Here is a 22848-nt window from a genome sequence, read left to right on the forward strand (position 1 = left end):
ATGCTTATAGACTGGTTCACGGTAGGCGCACAAGTTCTTAACTTCATTATTCTCGTTTGGCTAATGAAACGCTTTCTTTACCAACCGATTCTTAATGCTATCGATGCGCGAGAGCAAAGGATTGCCGATAAATTAGATCGCGCCGAAAAAGTAAGCCAAGACGCTAGCGAAGAAAAGGCTAAGTTTACGCAAAAAAATCAGGAATTCGATCAGCAACGCAGCCAACTACTTGAAGACGCCTCTAGCACGGCTAAAGAAGAGAGCCGACGTTTACTTGAAGAAGCCCATATTGCCGGAGCGGCGATGGTAGAAAAGCAAAGAAATAGCCTCCTTAACAACATACAGGACCTACAGGAAGAATTAGATCTAACAGCAAAAACAGCCCTATTGTGCATGACAAAAAATGCATTACACGATCTAGCCGAGGTCGATATTGAAACCCATATGGTACTCATTTTCCTACAGAATTTAGATAACCTAAATAGTAAACAAAAAGAAAAAATAAAATTATCACTAAAAACAAAGGCAATAAAAATCTGCTCTAGTTGCACGCTATCGGCCAAGCAAAAGAAGTTAATATCCAAGTCAATAACAGCCGTCATGGACAAAGAAGTGGACATCAACTTCGAACTATCACAGGAGCTAGTGGCAGGTATAGAGCTAACCACTGATGGCTTTAAGATGGGCTGGAGTGTTGCAGAATATTGTCATACGTTGCAGGCCTCACTCGACAAGGTAATTGATCAATACAGCTCTGGACCTTCGATCAAAGATGATAAAGAGAATACCTATACAGAGATAGTAGGCCCATCGAATGCAGAAGATCCTAGCGACGATGAGCTTGGAACCCAACACAAACCCAGTCTTGTGAATGAAAAAACAGGGTGAGATTCTTGCCATGATAAAACACATTAATCAACCAAAATCGTCGGTAACTAGCCGCGCGGAAATCCCATCACTAGAAGCGCAATTTAAAAAAACCTTTGCAGATATCCAGGTCGCCAGCAAAGAATTTAAAATGCAACTTGGATTGCGCGAAGTCGGAAACGTTATCCACAACGCCAATGGTATAGCAATCGTTTCCGGTCTTCCCAATGTGGGTTATGACGAGCTAGTGCGATTCAGCAACGGATTACTTGGCATTGCGTTTAACATTGATGAAGTTACAGCAGGTATTGTACTGCTGGGTCATTACTGGCACCTGCGCGCCGGGGATGAGGTGTTGCGTACTGGACGGGTTATGGACGTGCCCGTGGGGGAACACTTACTCGGTCGAGTGATCAATCCTCTGGGCGAGCCGCTCGACGGAATCGCACCACCGAAGGCGAAAACCCGCTTACCCATTGAGCGCCCCGCTACCGCGATTATGGATCGTGCCCCAGTTACTACGCCACTACAAACCGGCATAAAAGTTATAGATGCGTTAATACCCATTGGCTTGGGTCAGAGGGAACTGATTCTCGGCGACCGGCAAACTGGTAAAACCGCGCTCGCTATAGATACCATTGTTAATCAACGCGGCAAAGACGTGCTGTGTGTTTACTGCGCCATAGGACAACGCGGTTCATCAGTAGCCAAAGTCATCGCGACCTTACGTCAACATAACGCACTCGATTACACAGTGGTGGTGGTGGCTGCAGGTGATGCTCCACCGGGGCTTAGCTACATTGCGCCCTATGCGGCTACTAGCATTGCCGAAGCGTTTATTGAAGCGGGCCGTGATGTTTTAATCGTGTACGATGATTTAACTCAACACGCTCGTGCTTATCGCGAGCTATCGCTGTTACTTAAGCGCCCGCCAGGTCGCGAAGCGTTTCCAGGTGATATTTTTTATCTACATTCGCGCCTGTTAGAACGCGCCACCCATTTGAGTAAAGAACTCGGTGGTGGCTCTTTAACCGCACTGCCAATTATCGAAACGGAGGCGCAAGACATATCTGCTTACATTCCCACTAATTTGATCTCCATAACTGACGGTCAAATTTACCTGTCCCCGGCCTTGTTCGAACTGGGGATTTTGCCCGCGGTGGATGTTGGCAAATCTGTTTCAAGAGTTGGCGGCAAAGCACAGCGAAAAGCTTATCGATCGGTGGCCAGCAACTTGAAATTGACTTATGCCCAGTTTGAAGAACTGGAAAGCTTTTCACGCTTTGGGGCTCGCGTTGATCAAGCCACTGAAAAGATTATCGCGCACGGCCAGCGCGTACGTATGAGCCTTAAGCAGGCTGAATGCTCACCCGTCTCACTTTCGGAACAAATACTACTGTTGCTTGCCGTAAAAGAAGGACTTTTCGATACAGTTCCGTTACTGGCAATGTCAGAGGCAGAACAGCATTTGCTGAAAGCAGCGTCCGACATTCCGCAAGGCATACGCGATAAAATTGAATCCGATGAGAGTATTAGCGACGATGACGGTGAGATGATACTTAAATTAGCAAGTAATGCCTTGGCCGAATTTGGAACCGACAAAACAGACGAGAAAGAAACGCTAGAAAGTAGCTCAGATCGAACCATGGTGACCTCAATAGCGACCAATAAGGAACAAGAGCCAACGGATGAGGTACCGGCGGTGGAATTATCTACTAAAGCCACCAAGAACATTTCTGAAACCAGCGAGTAAATTTTATCGAAACTACGGCTAGCTTAAAGCATAAAATAGACAGTGCTGATGGACTTCAATCTGTTGTACGTACAATGAAAGCCGTAGCCGCCGCTAGCATAGGCGATTATGAACGAGCGGTTGCAGCACTAGGGGATTATTACACCACAGTTGAGCGCGGCCTGGGTGCATGCTTTCATGACCGAGATCTACTGCCAACGCAAAACCCTGTACCGCATCAAGCCAACCCAACGTGCATCATTGTTTTTGGCACGGATCAAGGATTAGTTGGGCAATTCAATGACGTAATCGCAGAGTTTACCGTGAAATCTTTAGCGTCAAGAGAAGCTCTTGACCGCTCGTCGAGTGCCTCTTTATCGGCACAGACACGGGTACCTACACCATCCGCCTCCACCGCCGCTGTAGCGCAGACACCGCCCTCTTCGCCTCTGGTTCACAAACCACTGATCTGGGCCGTGGGCGAACGAATTAACGAACGACTCATTGATTCCGGGTTAACCACCCAAGCGCGCTTTGATGTGCCAAGCTCGGTTCAATCAATAACCTTTTTGATTGCCGACATATTGTTTAGTATTGAAACCAAGCACGCGATCAACGCATTGACAGAAGTCTATCTATTTTTCAATCGCCCGAGCACTGGTGCTGGATACCTCCCAATTTCTCAGCGTTTATTACCACTGGACCAAACATGGTGTACTCAGCTAGCAGAACAGGTCTGGCCCAGCAATAATATCCCTGAAGTCTTGGCAGATAAAACCGGAACTTTAGGCGCGCTAATTCAGGAATATCTATTCGTTTCGCTTTTTCGAGCAAGCGCCGAATCTCTATCGAGTGAAAATGCAAGCCGGCTAGCAGCTATGCATCGCGCAGACAAAAATATTGAGGAGTTGCTAACAACCCTCAATAGAAATTATCAGCGCTTGCGCCAAGCGGGTATCGATGAAGAAATGTTCGACGTTATTGCAGGTTCCAATATTTAGTAGGCTTTTGCGAATCAGCAGACGCATATTGCTCGTCTATGATCGCTCAAATCTATCGGGTGGATAGCCTACCTGTATACCGCCACCCAATTGACCTAACCCTTACTGACCAATAGGCCCTCGAGCTTAGCTTCTTGATTAGCAGTTGTGCTTCTTGCAGAAGCTATCAACTTCTTTCTTTGCATCATCTTCGGATCGTCCATAAAGACTTTGCACCTTTCCCGCTAATATTTTTCGCTGACCAGCAACTTTATCAAAATCATCATCAGATAACTTGCCCCACTGTCTCTGAGCTTCACCTTTTAGTTGCTTCCATTTACCCTCAATAATATCTTTGTTCATCTTATTTCCCTTAACCCATGGCCTGATAATACAAAAAATGGCTGCGAACCTTAATCCACTAGATGCCATTCTAAGACCATTTTAGCGTTAGGGAATCGACTCTTCCGTACGGTGCAACACATAGAGCTTTCAAATTTGAACGTATTTTAGAATTTCCTATTATTAGGCCGATAAAAAGGTTAAGAAGATGTGGCAGATCATTAGCGGCTTTATCGAAAAATCGAGGTATTTAGAAACAGGCAAGTAGGCTATTAGCGTTATGATTTTCAGCCATTAGCGATCCGTGATATTTAACTGCCTTTTCCATTACTGCGGTACCACCGAGGGCAATTTGGCCTTACCTAACCGAATACCGTGGTTAATATTTAATGCCACTCAAGGCCTTAGGCGAGTTCCGAGAGATACTGCCGCGTAAAAACTTTGCCCTGTTCAACCGCCGGTTGATCAAAGGCGTTAACACCCATAAGATGCGCGGTAAGCACGGTTTCAAGCATAAATGAGGCAAACAGGCCGCCCAAATTAGCTTCACTCAAGCTATCAATTATGATCTCTCGTACCATACGCCCCTGCAAACGCAAGCTATCTTGGGTGGCGCGGGACTCGCACGTAACCATGTCGCCAATGGTGCGGCCCGCCATATAATCCAAACCATAAGCACGGCTATCTGCACCATCAATACGCGGGCCTAGGTTTAAACTTGGCACGGTGATAATGGTACAAAACTTGTCGTTTGGGCCGTCTAAAAATAGCTGCATTTGGCTGTGCTGATCTACTGGGCCAATGGCGCGAATAGGTGTTGTACCCAAACCGCCCTTACCTAAACTTTCTGCCCACAGCTGGCCTTGCCAGCGCGTAAAGGCGCGTAAAATGTCAGCATAAGCCATGATCAACACTTGGGTGATGCCGCGGTATTGATGCAGGGTGTGAATCAGAACAGCGCCCACCACCGCCGCCGACTGAGCAGGCTGATCGGAAAACGAAGAACATACGCGCTCGGCGCCATCGCGGAAACCTTTAGCACTTAGGCCGGCCACAAGCGCGGGCAACATCCCCACTTTGGTCAAGACGCTAAATCTGCCACCAATGTCAGCGGGGTGGTCGAGCACTAGCGCACCTAGGGCTTCACCGTAGTGGCGCAACGGTCGCGCGCCCGGCTCCGTAATAAAGGTAAAATGATCTGCCAAATTTTCCGCGCCTACAGATGCTTCCAACCACGCACGAAACACTAACAACTGCGCCAGCGTTTCAGCGGTTGAACCGGATTTAGATACCACAAGAATATGTGTACCACTTGGATTCAAACTGGAAAATAGATAATCCATTTCGAACGGGCACAGGCTATCTGGTGTATGAAAGCGAATGCCGACACTTTGACGATAGCGCGCCAGAGCAAAGGCAGCTTGTGCGCCCAAGCTGGAACCACCGGTACCCAATAGTACAAAGTCGCTGCACCCTACTTTGATGCGTTTAGCCGCTGCCATCATAATCGCCATATCGGGGGCACTGCTACCTTGGCACGCGAAGGCTGGCAAATTCGAAGCAGAGATCGCATCTGCATAAGACACAGCTTTGGTTAAGTTTTTCTCAAAGGCCACGCGAATACCTAGAGCATCCAACTGTGACTCTAGGCTATTTTTACCAAACGAATAGTTCAACATTTGCGCTACTCATAAATAGTGATTGCGCGGCATACAGCGATCTCCCTGCGAAACTTTTTATGGCACCTGTCTAAGCGCAGATTGCACGCCTATATCCCGCTTACTGGTCAAAACGTATTCATATAAACGCACTGAAATTTTACCACTACCATGTTAGCATTGAGCTCCCGCTAAACTGTTACCATACCGAGAGACTATCTTTTCAATAGCACTTCCTAGAACAATCATTAGAAGGCCCTTAGACCATCTGAAAATTCACACAGAGTCCAGTGTTTTGGTGGCTGCAATAAGGTAGATAACCACATCAACTTGGTGCGCTTGCTGATCGTCAATAAGTAAAATACCTTGCTGCTTCTCTTCCACGTCTACTTCAACACCATCTAAATGAATAGTGTTAAGCCCAGCCGCCTTTCGTTGCTGGATACAGATAGGATAAACCGTTTCACCAAAGCGATAATTAATCACACATTTATCCCAAGCCTCAGGCAGGCAAGGTTTGATAAATAATCTATCCGCACGCCGACTAACACCCATCAGGGATTCGACGATCAATCGATAAAGCCAACCCGCTGACCCTGTGTACCAAGTCCAACCACCACGCCCGGTATGTGGCGCAATACCATAGACATCGGCGGCGATAACGTAAGGCTCGGCCTTATAAGTCGAGACGCCTTCGGCAGTTAAGGTATGATTAATCGGCATAATCAGTTCCAGTAGCTCCCACGCGCGCTCGCTATCACCGAGCTCTGCAAATGCCATTGCCGCCCAAACCGCCGCATGGGTATATTGGCCACCATTTTCACGCACGCCCGGTACGTAGCCTTTGATATAACCCGGATCTAACGTCGACTTATCAAATGGCGGGGCTAATAACTTTACCAATCCATCTTTACGCTTAACCAAACGCTGATCGACGGCATTCATCGCCGTGCGCGACCGAACCTCATCTCCTGCACCCGACAACACAGACCAGCTTTGCGAAATTGAGTCAATGGCACACTCATCGTTATCCGATGAGCCTAATGCTGTGCCATTATCAAACCATGCGCGTAAATACCAATCGCCATCCCAGCCATGATGGGCGAGATTGCCGCGTAATATTTGCGCTTGCTGTAAGCAGCGCTTAGAAAACTTGATATCCTTAGTAGCCAGTGCAACATCAGAAAAACCAGTGAGCACTTTGTACAAAAAGAAACCTAGCCAAACACTTTCGCCTTTGCCCCCAATACCCACGAGGTTCATACCGTCATTCCAATCGCCAGATCCCATTAACGGCAAACCGCGCTCACCGAAGCGCAAGCCGTGCTCTATTGCTTGACAGCAATGTTGATATAAACTGGCTGATTGCGCTGAATGACCCGGTAGGTCGTAGTACGACTCTTCATCAGGGTTAAGCACTCGGCCGTCGAGATAATTAAGTGGCTCGTCTAGCACAGCGTAATCGCCGGTAACCTGTAGATAGCGACTAAGCGCAAGTGGAAACCATAAAAAATCATCCGAACAGCGTGTCCGCACACCGCGCCCTGAGGGCGGATGCCACCAATGCTGCACATCCCCTTCTGGATATTGACGCTGACCACATAAGATTAATTGCGCGCGCAGTAAAGCGGGCTTGGTATGTACCAAGGCCATGGCGTCCTGCAGTTGATCGCGAAAACCATAGGCCCCACCGGATTGATAAAAACCACTGCGCGCCCACAACCTTGACGCAAGCGTCTGGTAGACTAGCCAACCGTTCGCTAAAACATTTAACGCCGGATTCGGCGTTTCAATTCGCACAGCAGCCAGCGTGTGCCGCCAATACTGTTTGACCTGCGCAAGCGCAGCTATCGCCGTGCCTGGTATGCGCAGCCGTTTAGCCAATTCGCTGGCGTGACTTCGGTCGCGGCCAGCGCCAAGTCGAAAGATAATTTCCCGGCTTTCGCCTGGCGCGAGAGTGATACTGACTTGTAGTGCCCCACACGGATCTAAACCAGCGCCCACTCGGCCAGACAGATGAGTGCAAGCCAGAGCTTCCGGATTTTTCAATGATCCGTTGCGACCTAAAAATTCCCGGCGATCACCGGTCAGGGTGCGCGACATATCATCGACATCAAAGAAAGCAACCCGACCAGAAAACTCTGTGTTATAGCCATTATGAGCAAACAACGCGCCACTGAACGGATCAATTTGGGTAGCCACGTGCATAGCAGTTTTGGCGCGTAAATCACCCAGCACCCACTCAACAAAACCGGTTACCGACAGTTCACGGCTTCGACTCGAATCATTGCGTAAGTTGAGCACGGAATATTTAACTGGGTCCACTAAATCTACATAGATACTCAGCTCAGAGTGAATACCCGATATACTGCAGTGTTCGAATACACTATAACCAAATCCATGACGCGTCTGGTATGGCGGTGAATGGATAGCGCCACTTTCGTTGCTTCCACCCCCTTTGCTGGTACTAGGCTGCGCTGTTGGCGACCAGAATTCACCGGTAGTTTCATCGCGTATATAAAAGGCCTCACCATTGCTGGCGCCAACGGGATCATCACTCCACGGCGAAAGCCGGAACTCGTGAGCATTTTCGCTCCAACTGTAGGCCTGACCACCTTCAGTGATGACCGTTCCGAAACTTGCGTTTGCTATCACGTTGACCCACGGTGCCGGTGTTTGACAATTGGCCGAGGTGGTCACTATGTACTCGGTACCGTCGGCATTGAACCCGCCCAAGCCATTTTCGAATTGTAGTTGCTGATATTTTAACGCTGTTGGCTGATTTTTTTTATCTAATTTACGTACTGGCTTATCGCTGATGAGTAACTTCTCAACACCGGTATTGACCAATACACGACGATTCATTTGCTCCATCAGTGTACCCACACTGTCAACGATAATAACCCGTGCAGCCGCTTGCAGAAGGACACGATCCTCGAATGAAATTTGTTCAGCAAATCGAACGAAAATGCCACCAGGTCGATCGATGCTATGGGCATCGTTACCAGTGGCAATCATGCCCATTATTTGGTCCTGTAACTGCTGGCGATAGCCGATGTGATTCTCGTTCCAAATGACCAAGTCAACCGCCAACCCCTTCAGCCGCCAATAGGCGTGACATTGAATCAACTGACGAGCGTGATCTAAACAATTTATGTCGGTAATCTTTAGCAACACGATGGGTAAGTCACCCGATATTGCGAAGCCCCATAAACTCGATTGGCCACGACGATTCTGAATCAACACACTGGCATCCGCCCGCATTGCCGGATTGGTGTAGATCACAGAACTTGCCAAGCGTCGATACAGCTGTGCCTCTAATTGCCGCGCGTTAATCTGCCGAAGAATCACACCACTATGAGTACCAGCAATATCCACTACGCGATCAGCTAGATGACGATCTTGATAGCGCTCAATCAGTGCCATACACGCCTGCCGATTCACCGCTGCGCCAAAGATGAAATCAATGGTAGTGGACTGCCTCGGCTCGAGTACGAGCTTACAGCGAATAGCGGCGACGGGGTCTAATACCGAGCCTTGGCTGCCCGATAAAGCTACGCTGTCGGCCATTACTTGAGGTTGTGCGAGCGTACGCCCTCTGCCAATGAAGCGAACGCGATCAGTTTCAAAAGAAATATCCTCCACGGCTGTGCCATTAGTACCTAAGAGGTGGAACATCCACGGTGGCTGCTCGCCAACGGATCTAGGCCGTCTGCTACACAGAATCGCGTTTTCCTTTTCTAATATTTCAGTTTGTACAAACAACTTACCAAATGCTGATTGCATCGCGTCGGCATCTGGAGCGGCGAGAACTACCTCCGCATAACTAGTAAGCTCAATGACGCGGCGCTTAAGGGAACGATTGGTTAAGCGGACTCGACGAAGCTCAATATCGTCCTCAGGAGAAACAACAATTTCAGTATAGGTTTCAATATCCTGCTCGCGTCGACGAAACTCCGCGCGGCCTTCTGAAAATAAGGCCGAATAATCATCTGCTAGACGACAAGTAGGTTGATGTGCCGCAGACCAAAATGTCTCACTCCCTACATCGCGTACATAAATAAACGAGCCCCAATTGTCGCAGGTGCTATCTTCACGCCAACGAGTTAAAGCAGTACCTTTCCATCGGCTGTAGCCACCACCAGCATTGGTGATCATCACTTGATAACGCCCATTTGACAGTAATTGCACCTCCGGTGTCGGTGTCTGCGCTGACACCGGTGCATCGAGCGAGGCCTCCAGCGTGTCGGTCAAGTCTTCGCCCTCTGAGTGATCGGCGATGCGTGTATCTAACACGGTGGTTTTCGGTATGCGCTCTTGCAGTAGTAACAAAGTTGCCTGTACTGATGGGTCCGAAATAAAGCGTCGTTGCATCGGGCGCTGCAATAACACATAAGTTAAGGATAATAAGGTCATGCCCTGGTGATGGGCCATAAACGAACGCACAGTGTTATAGCTTTGATCGCGTAATAAACGCGCTGGCGTGTAATCTACCGCCTCGTAAAATCCAAACTCTCCTTCAATGCCCTCACGGGCAAGCTTTTGTAAATTTTGGCAAGCTTCTTCCGGCGCAATCATTAGGGCTAGCGCCGATGCGTAGGGGGCAATCACTAAATCTTCAGCTAGGCCACGTTTTAAACCGAGCCCCGGCACGCCAAAAGCGTGGTATTGATAGTTCAAATTGGCATCGACAATATTGTATCCGGACTCAGAAACACCCCAAGGAATAGCGCGCTGTTTGCCGTATTCAATTTGTCGAGCCACAGCAGCTCGACAACTTTGTTCAAGTAATGACGTGTCGTACATAGGCATCACCAGTAATGGCATGAGATACTCAAACATCGAGCCACTCCAAGACACCAATACAGGCTCACCACCTGCCTCTGTTAACAGCCGGCCAAGCGCAAACCAACTTTCTTGTGGGAGCTTACCTTGGGCAATAGCGACAAAATTACAAAGACGCGCCTCCGATGCCAACAAGTCGTAATAACTGGTATCACAGCGACACTCATCAACGTTGTAACCTACCGCCAGTAATTGCCGCGAACGGTCATACAACAAGTCATAATCCATATGCATAAAGTCTGCTATTCGCTCAGCCAACAAATCAATGTCGGCGAAGCGAGCAAGAATACAAACACGGCCCTGCTCTATTATCCGACGTAAATGTGCGAAGCTATCGCTAGCGCCAGCTTGATGATTTTCACTAAGACCCTGTTTAACACCCGTTTCCTGATCAATAACTTCCAACCATTCCCCCGTGGCCTCAAACAGTAGAGCCAATGTCGGTGCAGTTTTAAAATTCATCAAATCACGCATAGAACTAGGTAACCCTTTCAGCAACAACCAAGGGGCCAAAGAAGCTAAATCATCCACGGCATCCTGCGCCTGCCGATGCAACGCTGCTACCCAATAGCTAACTGTTGCGGTTTTCACCTCTAGGCTATCCGATTCAGTATCTATTGATTTCACAACCTCGCTATCACTATCTATCCTATTAATTTCGATACCAAAATTAGACAATGAATCATTAGATAGTGATGGATATTTGATACGAAGAATAGAACATATACTTATCGAGTTGACAAGAACACGTTGCAGCATGCTATAGATTTTTTCCAAAGACATAGGTTCTAACAGAGACCCCTCGGCCAAGGTATTATGCAGAGACGACAATTCTGCCGAATATAGAATTTGTTGATCAATAGCTTGTAAAAATTCTACTTTATCAGGTTGCAAATATTTTTTTTCTACCGCGTCGTCCAAAGTGACGATCGCCTCCTGCATTAACATCGATGTATCAAACAACCCTTCAAAAATCTGCGTAGGTATAATCGGCTGAATTTTAAACTCTAATAATGCTGACCGCAAAGTTAACAAGTGTCCGGCTAGATTCCCACTATCTACTGATGAAATATAACGCGGCAGTAAAGGTCGCAGCGTTTCAGTATCATACCAATTAAAAAAATGCCCTTGATAGCGCTCTAGTTTTTCAAGTGTATCAACAGCATCTGTACTGCGACTTAGCAAAACGTTTATAGAAATAAATCCAAAATCTACGGCGCTAACATTAGCCAAAAGCGACATACCAATGTTTGTCGGCGAGGTACGATGGGCGAGTATCGGCCCCGGAAACTCCTGAAAATTGTCTGGCGGCAACCAATTGTCCTTAGCGGTGACAAAAACGTCAAAGAAAGCCCATGTTTTACGAGCTATTCTCCGTAAAAACAGCAATTGATTTGCATTTAAATGATGAGCATCTCGAGTAAGCGGCTTACTCAGCCACCAGGCATAAAGAGGCGCCAACAACCAAAGCAACGCAACAGGCATCACAGCAATTAATACGATAGAGTCGACCAACATTGCTGCCAACAAAACACAGCCTGCCAAACACGGGGCAACCCACATAACCCTATATGACTTGAAAACATCACCGCTAGTAGGTGTAGCGCCTTGATTAAACCGCGATTGGCTATCAAATACTTTCCATTCCAACAAGTGCTTATGGCTAAACAAAATACGCCAGGTCGTACGAAAAATCGCGGAAACGTTAACCCACGTTTCGTACGGCAAACAGGAAAACCGAAAGACTATCAATGCAATTTTCGCTGGAAAATATTTAACGACGGAGGCTATATGTCTACTATAATCAACCTCTTCAGGACGGCACACGCTATCGACAAAACTTGCTAGAACAGCTGGAAAAAACAGAATAAAGAGCACCACGATAGTCATGAGCCACGGCTGCATGAATAAAAACCACCCACTTAACAATAGCACTGTTAGCACTAACGGGATTAGGCTACGGCGAAGGTTATCTAAAATTTTCCATTGCGAAAGTAACGATAATGGGTTTGATTCTTTAAGCCCATTGGCACAAGGCACTTTTGATTGAAGCCAATCAGCTATTTGCCAATCACCGCGAATCCAACGCTGTTGACGCACAATATCAGCTTGATAGGTTGCCGGATATTCTTCGTACAAATGAACATCACTCAATAAACCAGAGCGCGCATAGCAGCCCTCAAGTAAATCATGACTAAGAATGCGATTCTCAGGGAACCGCTCACCTAGTGAAAACTCAAAGGCATCGATATCGTAAATACCTTTACCAATAAACGAACCCTCACTGAAGAGGTCTTGATATATATCGGAGACTGAGCGCGTGTAAGGGTCGATACCGGGCTCATTGCCGCATAACTGAGCATAACGAGAGCGATTGACACCGGTCAAACTGGCCGCCATACGCGGTTGAAGAATACCGTAACCGCCCACAATACGACGGCTTTGAGTATCATATCTTGGTTGATTCAGAGGGTGTGCCATGGTGGCGATAAATTGCTGAGCCGCGTCTCTAGGCAATTCGGTGTCTGTATCTAGGGTTATGATATATTTTATATCGGTCAGAGCGGAGAGATCGCCAACCAAGGTGCTGAACCTATCCCAACCACCATCTCGTAACGCCGAATTTAATTCGGCCAATTTTCCACGCTTTCGCTCATAACCCATCCATTTATTTTCCTGTGGGTTCCAGCGACGCGGCCGATGCAGTAAAAAAAAACGACTAGTGGTATTTTTTTTCGCATCTTTATCAGAATGAAAGTGTTGAATCAATTCACAAAATTTATATTTTTCGTTAAGCTGCTCTATGCCTCTAGAAACTTGCGCCAATAACGAGCTATCGGATATCAATGTCTCTACCTTCGCGTCACAAAAATCTGTGAGCAATGAAAAATATATATTCTCGTCTCGACAGCCAAGAAATCGAACCTCAAGCGCCTCAAGCAAATCAGAAACGTCTTTAGGGCTATTGATCAACGTTGGTATAACGACGAGCGTCGTTTTGCCAGGCGGAACGCCCTTCTGGTAATTCATACGCGGCAATAACTTCGGCTTTACCAGCAGGGTTGAGAGCCAATTAACTAAGGAAGCAGCTAATTGACTAAACCCTAAAACGATTAGAACGGACGCAAATATTAGTTTCCAATAGCTAAAATCAACGTCGAGAAAGGACTCCAAAATTGCACTGCTAAACGTCACCGTCAGCAATAGAATAGCGCCTAGGTAAACGGCAAGCGGAAATCGCTGGGAACAGGAACCTAGCAATTCAATTGCCGAACTGGGAACACCTAGAGTCTTCTTTAACTGCACAAGGCCTTGATCTACTAAATAGAAACCCACGTGTGAAGTTACATCACCAAAGGCTTTATCATCAGCGCCCGATCGAGCAAGATCAATAGCGGTCTGCGCCACTCTAAGCTCGGCCTGCCCAAGCTCTGAAGCGAAGCAGTGCGTGCGTTTAGCTAGAATATCGACCACATGCCGATAACCATCTCTCGAAGAAAAATCCATTTCGATATAAGTTTTATCCTTACACAATATGTGCTCAACAAAACTCATGTCGTCAACAAATTCAGGCCAATCCATGGCCGCCAAGAAACGAAGGCTACCAATGGTATTGCTTACTGACACTTGATCAGCCGCCTGCTGCTGATTTTCCAACAGTACTAGCTGCTCAATTGTCCTACTAGATTCCGCCAGTCTCTGGCGAATCCAAGTTAAGGGTAACGACAGTGCTGAACCATGACCCTGTAAGCAACGCTCAAATTCTGCAACAAAAGAGCTTACCATCGTTGGATTAGAGCGAGCCATATCGGCAATTACCAATATCAAGCTTTTGGGGTCACTAGCTGCCACCTCAAGCATTTTGCTAGACCAATACTGTGCTAAATCAACCTGCACCCTATCAACACTGATTCTCAAGCTGATGCGTCGCAAATTTTCTATCATAGCCAAACGCAGCATGATAGGAACTGCCCATAATTCACCTAACAATAAGGGTGTAACCGTTTGATATGCAGCGACAAATAGCGTCAGTACCTCACCATCAACTCGGCCATCACTATGGGAAATAACTTCAAGCGCCAAGTCATATACACGGGGTAATCCGACCGATGGGCCGCGCCCTAAGCGAGGCAACTCCAGACTATAATTTTTCGGTAGATGGCGCCTCGCTATACGAATTTGCTCATCAATCAAATAGAAATTATCAAGCAACCATTCGCCCGCAGGAACGATTGGTAACTTACGTTTAACCACATCGGTTAAAAGCGTATGGGTTTCAATCAATCGCCGCTCGTTGTCATCGAGTCTGGTGAGCATATTGTCTTTAGCTGGAAACTGGGTCACCGAATGCTTCAATGCTAAATGCTTACCGTGCTGATCCAGTTGTTCAGCAGAGAAAAGTTCTTCGCGCAAAGGTAATTCCTTGTTGCTAGAACAGGCACCAACGTCAATACTGATAGGAATCTCCCCATTAAACTAGGTATTAGGTTTTTATACGCACATCGCGTAGATAACCCACCCAAAATTAGAGTTATTTTGGAGATTAAAAAATAACAAAATTTAAGACTAATATTCTGTTCGCTAACGAACATTGATGAGCAGGTTTAAGTACGAACAACCATCAAGACGCCATTGTGGGAGATTTGATCAAATAGAATGCAAACACTAAAACCCACAGCTCACAGGGAAAAGGGAAAAGGGAGGATCTTGTGAGTAATACCGCCAATCGAATTTATATTACACGCGAAAGCCCCGCACGGAAGCCGTGCGGGGCTCATCTTTGGCATTAACAAATTAAGCGTTACGTTTTTCTGTTTGCCGTTTGCCGCCTTTTTGGCTGTCAGATTGCTGTGGTTGATGGCCTGACTTTTGGTTGTGAGCCAATTTTGAAGGCGGCAAATCCTTTTCTGTTTTTCTTTTGTCAGAATTCTGTACTTGTGGCTTTTCCATAGTAACCTCGGCTAATAACCGAAACCTGCATTATTGCGGGAAGTCGGAATAATCATTATGCTTAAAACCTCACGAACCGTCGGTACGCCAGCTAACGTTAATCAGGCAAAGGTTGCACATCAAAAAGCGATTAGACCATCAAGCTCTACTATCAAATCTTCCCCCCATGCTCCAAGCAAGTAGCATAAGAAAGTAAACGACCAAGTACTTACCCGACTTACAGGCCAATCAGAACAATTAGAGTAATATTTACTTAAGTCTTAGTTTGTCAGCGCACAGACAACCTCAATAAACATCCATATTGTGGCTTCGACTTGTTAACCACTGAAATCAATGGTTTCAATTTAGTCAATCTAATTAAGGAAACAACCTATGTCACCTACTTCAAACTCACCTGAAAAATTAAACATCAAGCAGGGAGCCGATGGTAAAAATTCCGTCAGCACAGCCGCGATGGTATCGACTGAATTTTATAACTTCGTTGCCGACATCGAAGACCTTATTAAAGAAAGCAATTTACTTACCGGGGAAGAGCTTGCAAAAGCAAAATCTGCTCTTAACAAAAGAATTACAGCTGCAAAAATATCAATGGATGGTGTTAGCAAGAGCGTCTCTCATAGAGCAGAAAGAACTGCTGCCATGGCTAATACCTATGTTCACAATAAACCTTGGCCTGTTATTGGTGTTGTTAGTGCAGTAGGGTTCTTACTCGGTTACTTGCTAGCACGCCGCCGTTAGCTCATATAAATCCACACAAATACAACGGCCATAAAACCCCAATGGGGCCTTAAAAGTCAGCCCCTTAAAAGGAACCCCTATTTTGATCAAAATCCTTGACATTATGAATCTCGTTGGTTCAGCAGAAACGCCTCTACTGCGTCAACTGCAGCTTCACGGGCAGATGATCAGGTTGGACTGGCAAAAAGAGAAAGCTCGCATATTACATCTATACCTGATGTCTCTATACGGTCTTTCCTGCTTTATCTCTTTACTTATTTCTCTAGGGCTTCTGGTACTCACTATCAGCTGGGATACGCCGTACCGAGCACTTTCAATCGTTATAGTTTGTAGCGCTTACGGATTAGCAAGCTACTTCTTCTATATCAATAGTATTAAAACCATAAACCAACCAGAAGCGCCGTTTTCAACTTCCATTAAGGAAATTAATGAAGACATCACCATACTAAAAAAACACTTGTCATGAAATCATCTAACAATGAAGACGTATTGAACGAGAAATTCATAATCATAAAAAAACTCATGAATGAAAATCGTCAAAAATTAAAACTTGAGATTTCACAAGATGATAAAAAGCTACCCAGAAGTATGACCATGCGACTTCTTGCACAAACCAAAATTGGCCAAGACATTTCACATAATAAATGGCCACATGCGGCTTTTAGATTCCTCCAAATAACCTCAAAATTATTATATAAATTTAGACCAAATAAACCGCCCAGGGAGTCCGGAAAACCCTAGGCGAAAAATCGGTCAAATAAAAATTCTTCATCATGCATTATACCAACGGCCAACCAAAAACAAAAACAAAAACAAAAACAAAAACAAAAACAAATAGCATTTACAATAATTCTCATTGTACAACAATTAGATAGGAAACCAGATTAAACCTAATATTAAGAAACCCCACCTCCCCTCTTACATCGTATAGAAATATTAGACATTACCCCATCAATGTGTGTTAGCGAACCGAACCAACCAACCTGAATACGTAAAATAGCCCCTGCGAAAGCAGCCCACAGAGTGATATCTAGGACACTAAAAGCTACCAAAAATCAATTAAAAATTACTAGTCTGCAACCATTCATCAACCGACTAAGCGTAAATTATTACCCACACACTTCAAGAGTTTACATCATGAAAAAAATATATCAGAAGGCATTATCGACCAGCTTATTGATTGCTGCGATTTCGCTTAGCAGTAGCGCATTCGCACTAGACAAACAGTCCCAGGATATTGTCGATGCCAAGCAAGAATCCCAAATATGGACCACCTATGCGCTCAGCCCCTACTTACGCTCTAATCACTTAGACGTTAAGGTGAAGGGTGGAAAAGCTATTTTGACTGGAAACGTAGCCGAAGACATTGATCGAGATCTCGCCAAACAGATAGCCTTAGGGGTTAAAGGGGTAAAGAGTGTCGAGAATAACATTAAAGTTGTGCCAGACTATAAGCCCACTAAAAAGCCTACAGAAGACAGGAGCTACGGCCAATACATAGATGATGCTTCAATTACTGCAGCGATAAAATCAAAATTATTATGGAGCAAAAACTCCGACGGCATGACAACGGGTGTCGTTACTGAATTGGGGAAAGTTACCCTGACCGGCTCCGCAGACAATGGTACAGCCAAAGAACTAGCCGGCCGATTAGCCAAGAACACCCATGGGGTTTCATCAGTAGACAACCAGCTCACACTCAAGAAAACGGAGAATACCATGATGAAAGCTGACCCAAAGACAGCCGACCCCACTTTAAGTAAGTCCATGTCAGACAGCTGGATTACGACAAAAGTAAAATCTACTTTCATATACTCTAACAATGTAGACAGTTCTGATATAGCTGTTAGCACAAAAGAAGGCATGGTTACGTTGGCAGGAAAAGTAGGTAGCGGCGCCGAACGTGAGCTAGCCATTGAATTGGCCCAAAACATACGCGGTGTTAAAAGTGTAAAAACTTCAGAATTAACATTCTAATAATTTTTAAGCTACACTTTGGATCTTAATTTATAGTTTGATGACAAAAGTCACCGAACTATAAATTAGCTTATTGATTTTTTGTCAATAGAACACAGGAATAAAATCCACCATGAACATTAGGCCAGTTCTCTATGAAAGTAACGCAAATAATCGAGGCATTGATAAATATGGTTTCTTCCTTAAAACAATAAAATCGCTGAAACAGAAAATATTTCTGTTAGAGAAGTCTCTCACCGAGCTACGCCACTACGCTCATCACGATGAATTAACTGGTCTAGCCAACCGTAGTTTACTGCGCGACCGATTACATCAAGCCATCAATCTAGCGGATCGATACGATAAAAAAGTGGGTTTACTTCTGCTAGATCTAAACGGCTTTAAGCAAATCAATGATAACTATGGTCATCATATTGGCGATGAGCTCCTTATCATGGTTGCCAAGCGATTAGGCTCTAGCATTCGGGCGACCGACTCAGTATTCCGTTATGGTGGCGACGAGTTCTTAATACTTCTTCCAGAAGTTGATGGTGAACAAGGAGCACAAGAGCTTATGAGTAAGCTGCTCGCGAACTTATCTAAGTTATATTCTATTGAAGGTAGAGACCTAATAATTACAGCGAGCATAGGTATTGCACTATACCCAGCCAACGGGGCTACACAATATGCGCTGATCAAATATGCGGATAAGGCGATGTATCAAGCTAAAAATCATGAGAAGATGCGCATCAAAGCTCAGCTATCGTAATGCTTGACTCGCCTCTAGTATTTTAATGCCTATCTTGTAACATGCGCAGGACTTTTTCTCTAAGCCTTTTCTATCCAGAATTTCAATTTTTCCTCTTGTATAAGCAATAAGCGCTTTATCACTCAATTTGTGCGCAGCGATACTCACACCACTTCGCCGAACACCAAGAATACGCGCGAGGAACACATGAGTTAGATCTAGCGTATTCCCCTCTGTTCGATCGTGTGACATTAATAACCAACGTGCTAGCCTCGCCTCGATACCATGAAAATTCACACAAACAGCCTCTTGGGAAAACTGTTGAATAACACTGTAAATATAATGTTTTAGTACAACTGCTAATGCGGGCCACAACTGTAACGCTAGATGAAATTTTTCGCTAGGCATTCGCCATGCCGTACAAGGACTTTGCACTATAGCCTGCAACGGTGATTTTTTTTCTCCTACTAAGAGTGTAACTCCTAGCATTCCCTCGTTACCAACCAAACCAATACCTAGGGGTGGATTATCAGCCGCCACGGCAAACAACGATATAAAGCCGGAAACTGGAAAATAGACATAATGATAGGGTTCATTTGCATCAGCGAGCACTGTACCTGGAGTCAACTCTACCGATGTGCAAATACTCAGTATCTTATCTCTCGCCTCTTGCTCAACTAAGGCAATCAACTGATTATCAATCGCGAGAGCGCTAATAGTTTGTATAGTCATAAAATGACCCTGTGACAAAACATAAACCTTTAAATTAAATTAATCTAAAGTAACTTGCCTATGTAGAGTGCAGGATATAACTATTTTTCTCTGTGCGGAAGCGAACTAGACTATCGGCCAAATCAAAATTACAACGCTTACAACCACTGAATAAATCCTATAAATTTAATGAATTCGATATTGGTAATAACCTATCCGTTTCCTTTTTCACGACTGCATAGCATTCGCACGACAGCTCTTCGAGCCTGCTTCGATCAAGCACATTAATATGACCTCGTTGATAGGAAATAACACCTAGTTTTTGCAACTTTCCTGCAGCCTCCGTCACACTCTCTCTTCGCACACCAAGCATATTGGCAATTAAATCTTGGGTCATAACTAAATTATTAGTTGGCAACCTATCTAGCGACAGTAGCATCCAGCGGCACAACTGCTGATCTACAGTATGATGGCGATTACAAACAGCAGTTTGAGCCATTTGCGTAATGAGGGCTTGTGTATAGCGTAAAAGAAGCATGAGCATTTCGCTGTGGCGACTAAATTCTTCCTTAAATTTAGCGCCAGGAATACGGTACGCATGGCCTGCACTCTGCACTATCGCCCTGCTAGGCGTACTTTCACCGCCCATAAATAATGCCGTGCCTAAAATACCTTCGTTGCCAACCACCGAAATCTCAGCCGAGGCACCATCCTCCATCACATAGAGCATTGAAATAATACAATCAACGGGGAAGTATGCATGCTTTAGGGTACATCCTGATTCGTAAAGCACGTTCCCCAATGGTAGATGTACAAGCTCTAAGTTAGGCAATAGTCGCTCCTGCACATCATTTGGTAGCGCAGAAATTAAGTGATTTTCCCTAGGGTCATGATTCGACTTTTTTAAGGTGGCCATAATTCTTCATACCCAAGAAAATTGTATTGTAGAGCAGAACACTCCTAGGCTGAACGCCTTAGAGAATAGGTAACAATCCGCAATTTCCTCTGTACCATAGCGAACATAGCATGAATCATACGCGTTTATGCGCCAACATGTTCACCTAATTTTAAAGGCGAATGATTGAGACGACACACATTACACTCTCATAGCAATCAGTTAAAAATCATTTAAGTCGTCACCCACCATCATTAGACTGTTATAAGGCATGAACACGCTTCGGATTAAAGAGTAACGTTTACCGCCCCAAGAAAATAACAACCCACGCTCTCGGCATACCGACATTGCAATATTACTTAACACCACCTTATAAATAAAAACTCAGAGGTTATGTACGCTATCTAACCGACTGCCGAATACATAACAACTAGATTAACCTACAGCACATCATCAGCTGCCCATGATTCTACGGAGCTAATCATATGATCAACCATAAACTCACTACAAGCGAGCTTACGCTAGACAGAAACTATGAGATTGAAAAAAATCTACTGGTAAAGTTTATGGCTCTTTCCTTTTTCCTTTTTGTTGGCGCATGCACAATGGGGCCACCCATACCCAATCAATCCCTACAGGCTGCTCAAGCGGAAATTGACAGAGCAGACCGCGAGAGAGTATCAGACTATGCCCTACCGGATCTGAACCACGCCAGAGATAAGCTGATAGCGGCTCGAGAAGCCGCTAGACAAAAAAATATGGTTACAGCAGAGCGCCTTGCCGACCAGTCAAAAGTTAGCGCCCAGCTAGCATCGGCTAGAGCTGCAAAAATAAAAGCAACCCAAGTAAACCAGGACATGATCGATAGCATTGATGCACTGAAAGTAGAAATGCAAAGGCATACAGGAGAGATACAATGAATAAGAAAATACCAGACATACTGAAAATATCAGGCTTATCATTAGCGATTATGATAATAAATGCCTGCACGATTCAGCCTGAGAGCCCTAATGGTGCCAGTGACGTTCGCGCCAAACTATCTGCGCTTCAGGACGACCCAACACTATCTAGTCGCGCACAACTAGCTATTAAAGAGGCGGAAATAGCAACATTAATTGCTGAGTCACCAGAGAAAGAAAAGGCTCTCAGTGATCACCAAGTATTTATGGCAGACCGAAAAGTTGAAATAGCAATAGCCACGGCACAAACCCGCCTCCTCGAAGACCAGCGCAAGGGAATTATCGAGCAGCGAGAGACAGCTCGCCTAGACTCCCGAACACGAGAAGCAAATTCTGCACGAAAAGAAATGCAAAGCGCACAGCAACGCAATGAAGATTTAGAGCGGCAGCTACTGGATCTAAACGCAAAAAAGAGTAATCGGGGTATGGTGCTAACGCTAGGCGATCTCCTATTTGAAACTGGCAAATCAGACCTGAAGCACGGAATAACAGAAAACCTCGATAAATTATCCATATTTCTTATTGAAAACGATGATCGACAGCTGATTGTAGAGGGATATACCGACAATATTGGCAGCGACAGCTTCAACCTCAACCTCTCATTAAAACGTGCGGACGCCGTTAAAGCCTACCTACTCGATCATGGTGTAGCAGACAACAGAATGCAGACCTCTGGTAAAGGAGAAAGCGCACCTATTGCTAGTAATGACACAGCAACTGGCAGACAAAGAAATCGTCGTGTGGAAGTCATCATTCCCGACCAGACTACTGAATAGAGGCTGATTTTCAGCTTTAATTAACCGAAAATGACGATGAAAAAAAGGGCCACCCCTGCAGGATTAAAAATTTCGGGATCAACAGTTGGAACCAACTAAAGATAGAACAATATTTGACCGCTTAATCCAAGGATATCTCAAGACGGCAACAGTCCGCGGCCCCCCAAAAATCTCAGCAGGCTGCTACCCATCACCGGTATTTTCACACACAAGCAGCACGACGACATGCTACCGATTTAGAAGCACCAAAAAGACTGACCACTAGTTTTTTATTTTAATACCAGTCTTTTTACTATTACGAGCGCAATTAACATGAAAGCGAGCTCATACTCTCTAACCACGTAATCGCCCGTCCAACTGATCAACAATACCAGCCCACTCAGCATCTTCTTCTATGGCATCTCTTAGAAACCTTGCTTTATTCGGCGACCAAAAAGAGGCTTGATCAATGCGAATACTTTTATCTAGTTTGTGCTCATCCACAAATCGATTAATAAAATCGTCATCACTTGGCAGGCCTAGCTGCGAGAATAATGCACCCAAGGTGTTAAATTCAATATTCACCACTCCTCCTTATACTGTTTACTTACTCGACGGCCATCCCGAAACGGAATCACCCACCCTTTAACCACCCTACGCCGATATGAACATATAATCTATTAGCCTACACACCCAAAGGGTTTAGTTAATG

16 protein-coding genes are annotated in these 22848 nt (G+C 45.3%); 9 read left to right on the forward strand and 7 right to left on the reverse strand.

Features of this window, described 5'->3' with window-relative positions; all coding sequences use genetic code 11:
* The 3 genes from ACGHTT_RS10905 to ACGHTT_RS10915 are packed head-to-tail and all read left to right on the forward strand — an operon-like array spanning position 1 to position 3600.
* Positions 1-888: a hypothetical protein gene (locus ACGHTT_RS10905; RefSeq protein ID WP_390590514.1), complete on the forward strand. Its 888-nt coding sequence runs from the start codon at positions 1-3 to the stop codon at positions 886-888.
* Between the two features lie 10 nt (positions 889-898).
* Positions 899-2620 carry an alternate F1F0 ATPase, F1 subunit alpha gene (locus ACGHTT_RS10910; RefSeq protein ID WP_390590516.1) on the forward strand — a complete coding sequence of 574 codons (1722 nt, stop codon included), beginning with the start codon at positions 899-901 and terminating at the stop codon, positions 2618-2620.
* A 5-nt stretch (positions 2621-2625) separates the two neighbouring features.
* Positions 2626-3600 (forward strand): F0F1 ATP synthase subunit gamma, encoded by a 975-nt coding sequence (locus tag ACGHTT_RS10915; protein ID WP_390595037.1) that lies wholly within the window; start codon positions 2626-2628, stop codon positions 3598-3600.
* Between the two features lie 138 nt (positions 3601-3738).
* On the opposite strand, the gene ACGHTT_RS10920 is transcribed toward ACGHTT_RS10915, so the two are convergent.
* From ACGHTT_RS10920 to ACGHTT_RS10935, 4 genes are all read right to left on the reverse strand, one after another.
* Positions 3739-3942: a CsbD family protein gene (locus tag ACGHTT_RS10920; protein WP_390590517.1), complete on the reverse strand. Its 204-nt coding sequence runs from the start codon at positions 3940-3942 to the stop codon at positions 3739-3741.
* Between the two features lie 383 nt (positions 3943-4325).
* On the reverse strand, positions 4326-5600 hold the full coding sequence (locus ACGHTT_RS10925; RefSeq protein WP_390590518.1) for a hypothetical protein: 1275 nt from the start codon (positions 5598-5600) through the stop codon (positions 4326-4328).
* Positions 5601-5855: 255 nt separating this feature from the next.
* On the reverse strand, positions 5856-14837 hold the full coding sequence (locus tag ACGHTT_RS10930; RefSeq protein ID WP_390590520.1) for a GH36-type glycosyl hydrolase domain-containing protein: 8982 nt from the start codon (positions 14835-14837) through the stop codon (positions 5856-5858).
* A gap of 381 nt (positions 14838-15218) precedes the next feature.
* Entirely contained in the window at positions 15219-15374 is a 156-nt protein-coding gene (locus tag ACGHTT_RS10935) for a hypothetical protein (RefSeq protein WP_390590522.1), read from the reverse strand.
* A 372-nt stretch (positions 15375-15746) separates the two neighbouring features.
* Here ACGHTT_RS10935 and ACGHTT_RS10940 point away from each other — a divergent pair, with 372 nt between their 5' ends.
* The 4 genes from ACGHTT_RS10940 to ACGHTT_RS10955 all read left to right on the forward strand — a co-directional run bounded on the left by ACGHTT_RS10940 (position 15747) and on the right by ACGHTT_RS10955 (position 18837).
* The gene (locus ACGHTT_RS10940; protein ID WP_390590524.1) at positions 15747-16112 is read left to right on the forward strand and encodes a YqjD family protein; all 366 of its coding nucleotides are present in this window, start codon (positions 15747-15749) and stop codon (positions 16110-16112) included.
* Between the two features lie 82 nt (positions 16113-16194).
* Positions 16195-16578: a phage holin family protein gene (locus tag ACGHTT_RS10945; protein WP_390590525.1), complete on the forward strand. Its 384-nt coding sequence runs from the start codon at positions 16195-16197 to the stop codon at positions 16576-16578.
* A gap of 671 nt (positions 16579-17249) precedes the next feature.
* A complete protein-coding gene (locus ACGHTT_RS10950) occupies positions 17250-18089 on the forward strand; it encodes a BON domain-containing protein (RefSeq protein WP_390590526.1) in 840 nt (279 codons plus the stop codon).
* A 112-nt stretch (positions 18090-18201) separates the two neighbouring features.
* Positions 18202-18837, forward strand: coding sequence for a diguanylate cyclase domain-containing protein (locus ACGHTT_RS10955; protein WP_390590529.1), 636 nt, complete (start codon positions 18202-18204; stop codon positions 18835-18837).
* Here the strand turns inward: ACGHTT_RS10955 and ACGHTT_RS10960 are convergent.
* Positions 18829-19548 (reverse strand): Crp/Fnr family transcriptional regulator, encoded by a 720-nt coding sequence (locus ACGHTT_RS10960; protein WP_390590530.1) that lies wholly within the window; start codon positions 19546-19548, stop codon positions 18829-18831. The genes ACGHTT_RS10955 and ACGHTT_RS10960 overlap by 9 nt on opposite strands.
* Before the next feature lie 157 nt (positions 19549-19705).
* Entirely contained in the window at positions 19706-20443 is a 738-nt protein-coding gene (locus tag ACGHTT_RS10965) for a Crp/Fnr family transcriptional regulator (RefSeq protein WP_390590531.1), read from the reverse strand.
* 464 nt (positions 20444-20907) lie between these two features.
* Here ACGHTT_RS10965 and ACGHTT_RS10970 point away from each other — a divergent pair, with 464 nt between their 5' ends.
* Together ACGHTT_RS10970 and ACGHTT_RS10975 are read left to right on the forward strand one after the other, a co-directional pair.
* Complete coding sequence (locus ACGHTT_RS10970) at positions 20908-21342, forward strand: DUF4398 domain-containing protein (RefSeq protein WP_390590533.1); 435 nt, start codon at positions 20908-20910, stop codon at positions 21340-21342.
* The gene (locus ACGHTT_RS10975; protein WP_390590534.1) at positions 21339-22157 is read left to right on the forward strand and encodes an OmpA family protein; all 819 of its coding nucleotides are present in this window, start codon (positions 21339-21341) and stop codon (positions 22155-22157) included. Before ACGHTT_RS10970 ends, ACGHTT_RS10975 begins: the two co-directional genes overlap by 4 nt.
* Positions 22158-22490: 333 nt before the next feature.
* On the opposite strand, the gene ACGHTT_RS10980 is transcribed toward ACGHTT_RS10975, so the two are convergent.
* Complete coding sequence (locus tag ACGHTT_RS10980) at positions 22491-22721, reverse strand: DUF2789 family protein (protein WP_390590536.1); 231 nt, start codon at positions 22719-22721, stop codon at positions 22491-22493.
* Between the last annotated feature and the right edge of the window lie 127 nt (positions 22722-22848).

This window comes from Simiduia litorea (assembly GCF_042853465.1).
Classification (GTDB): domain Bacteria; phylum Pseudomonadota; class Gammaproteobacteria; order Pseudomonadales; family Cellvibrionaceae; genus Simiduia; species Simiduia litorea.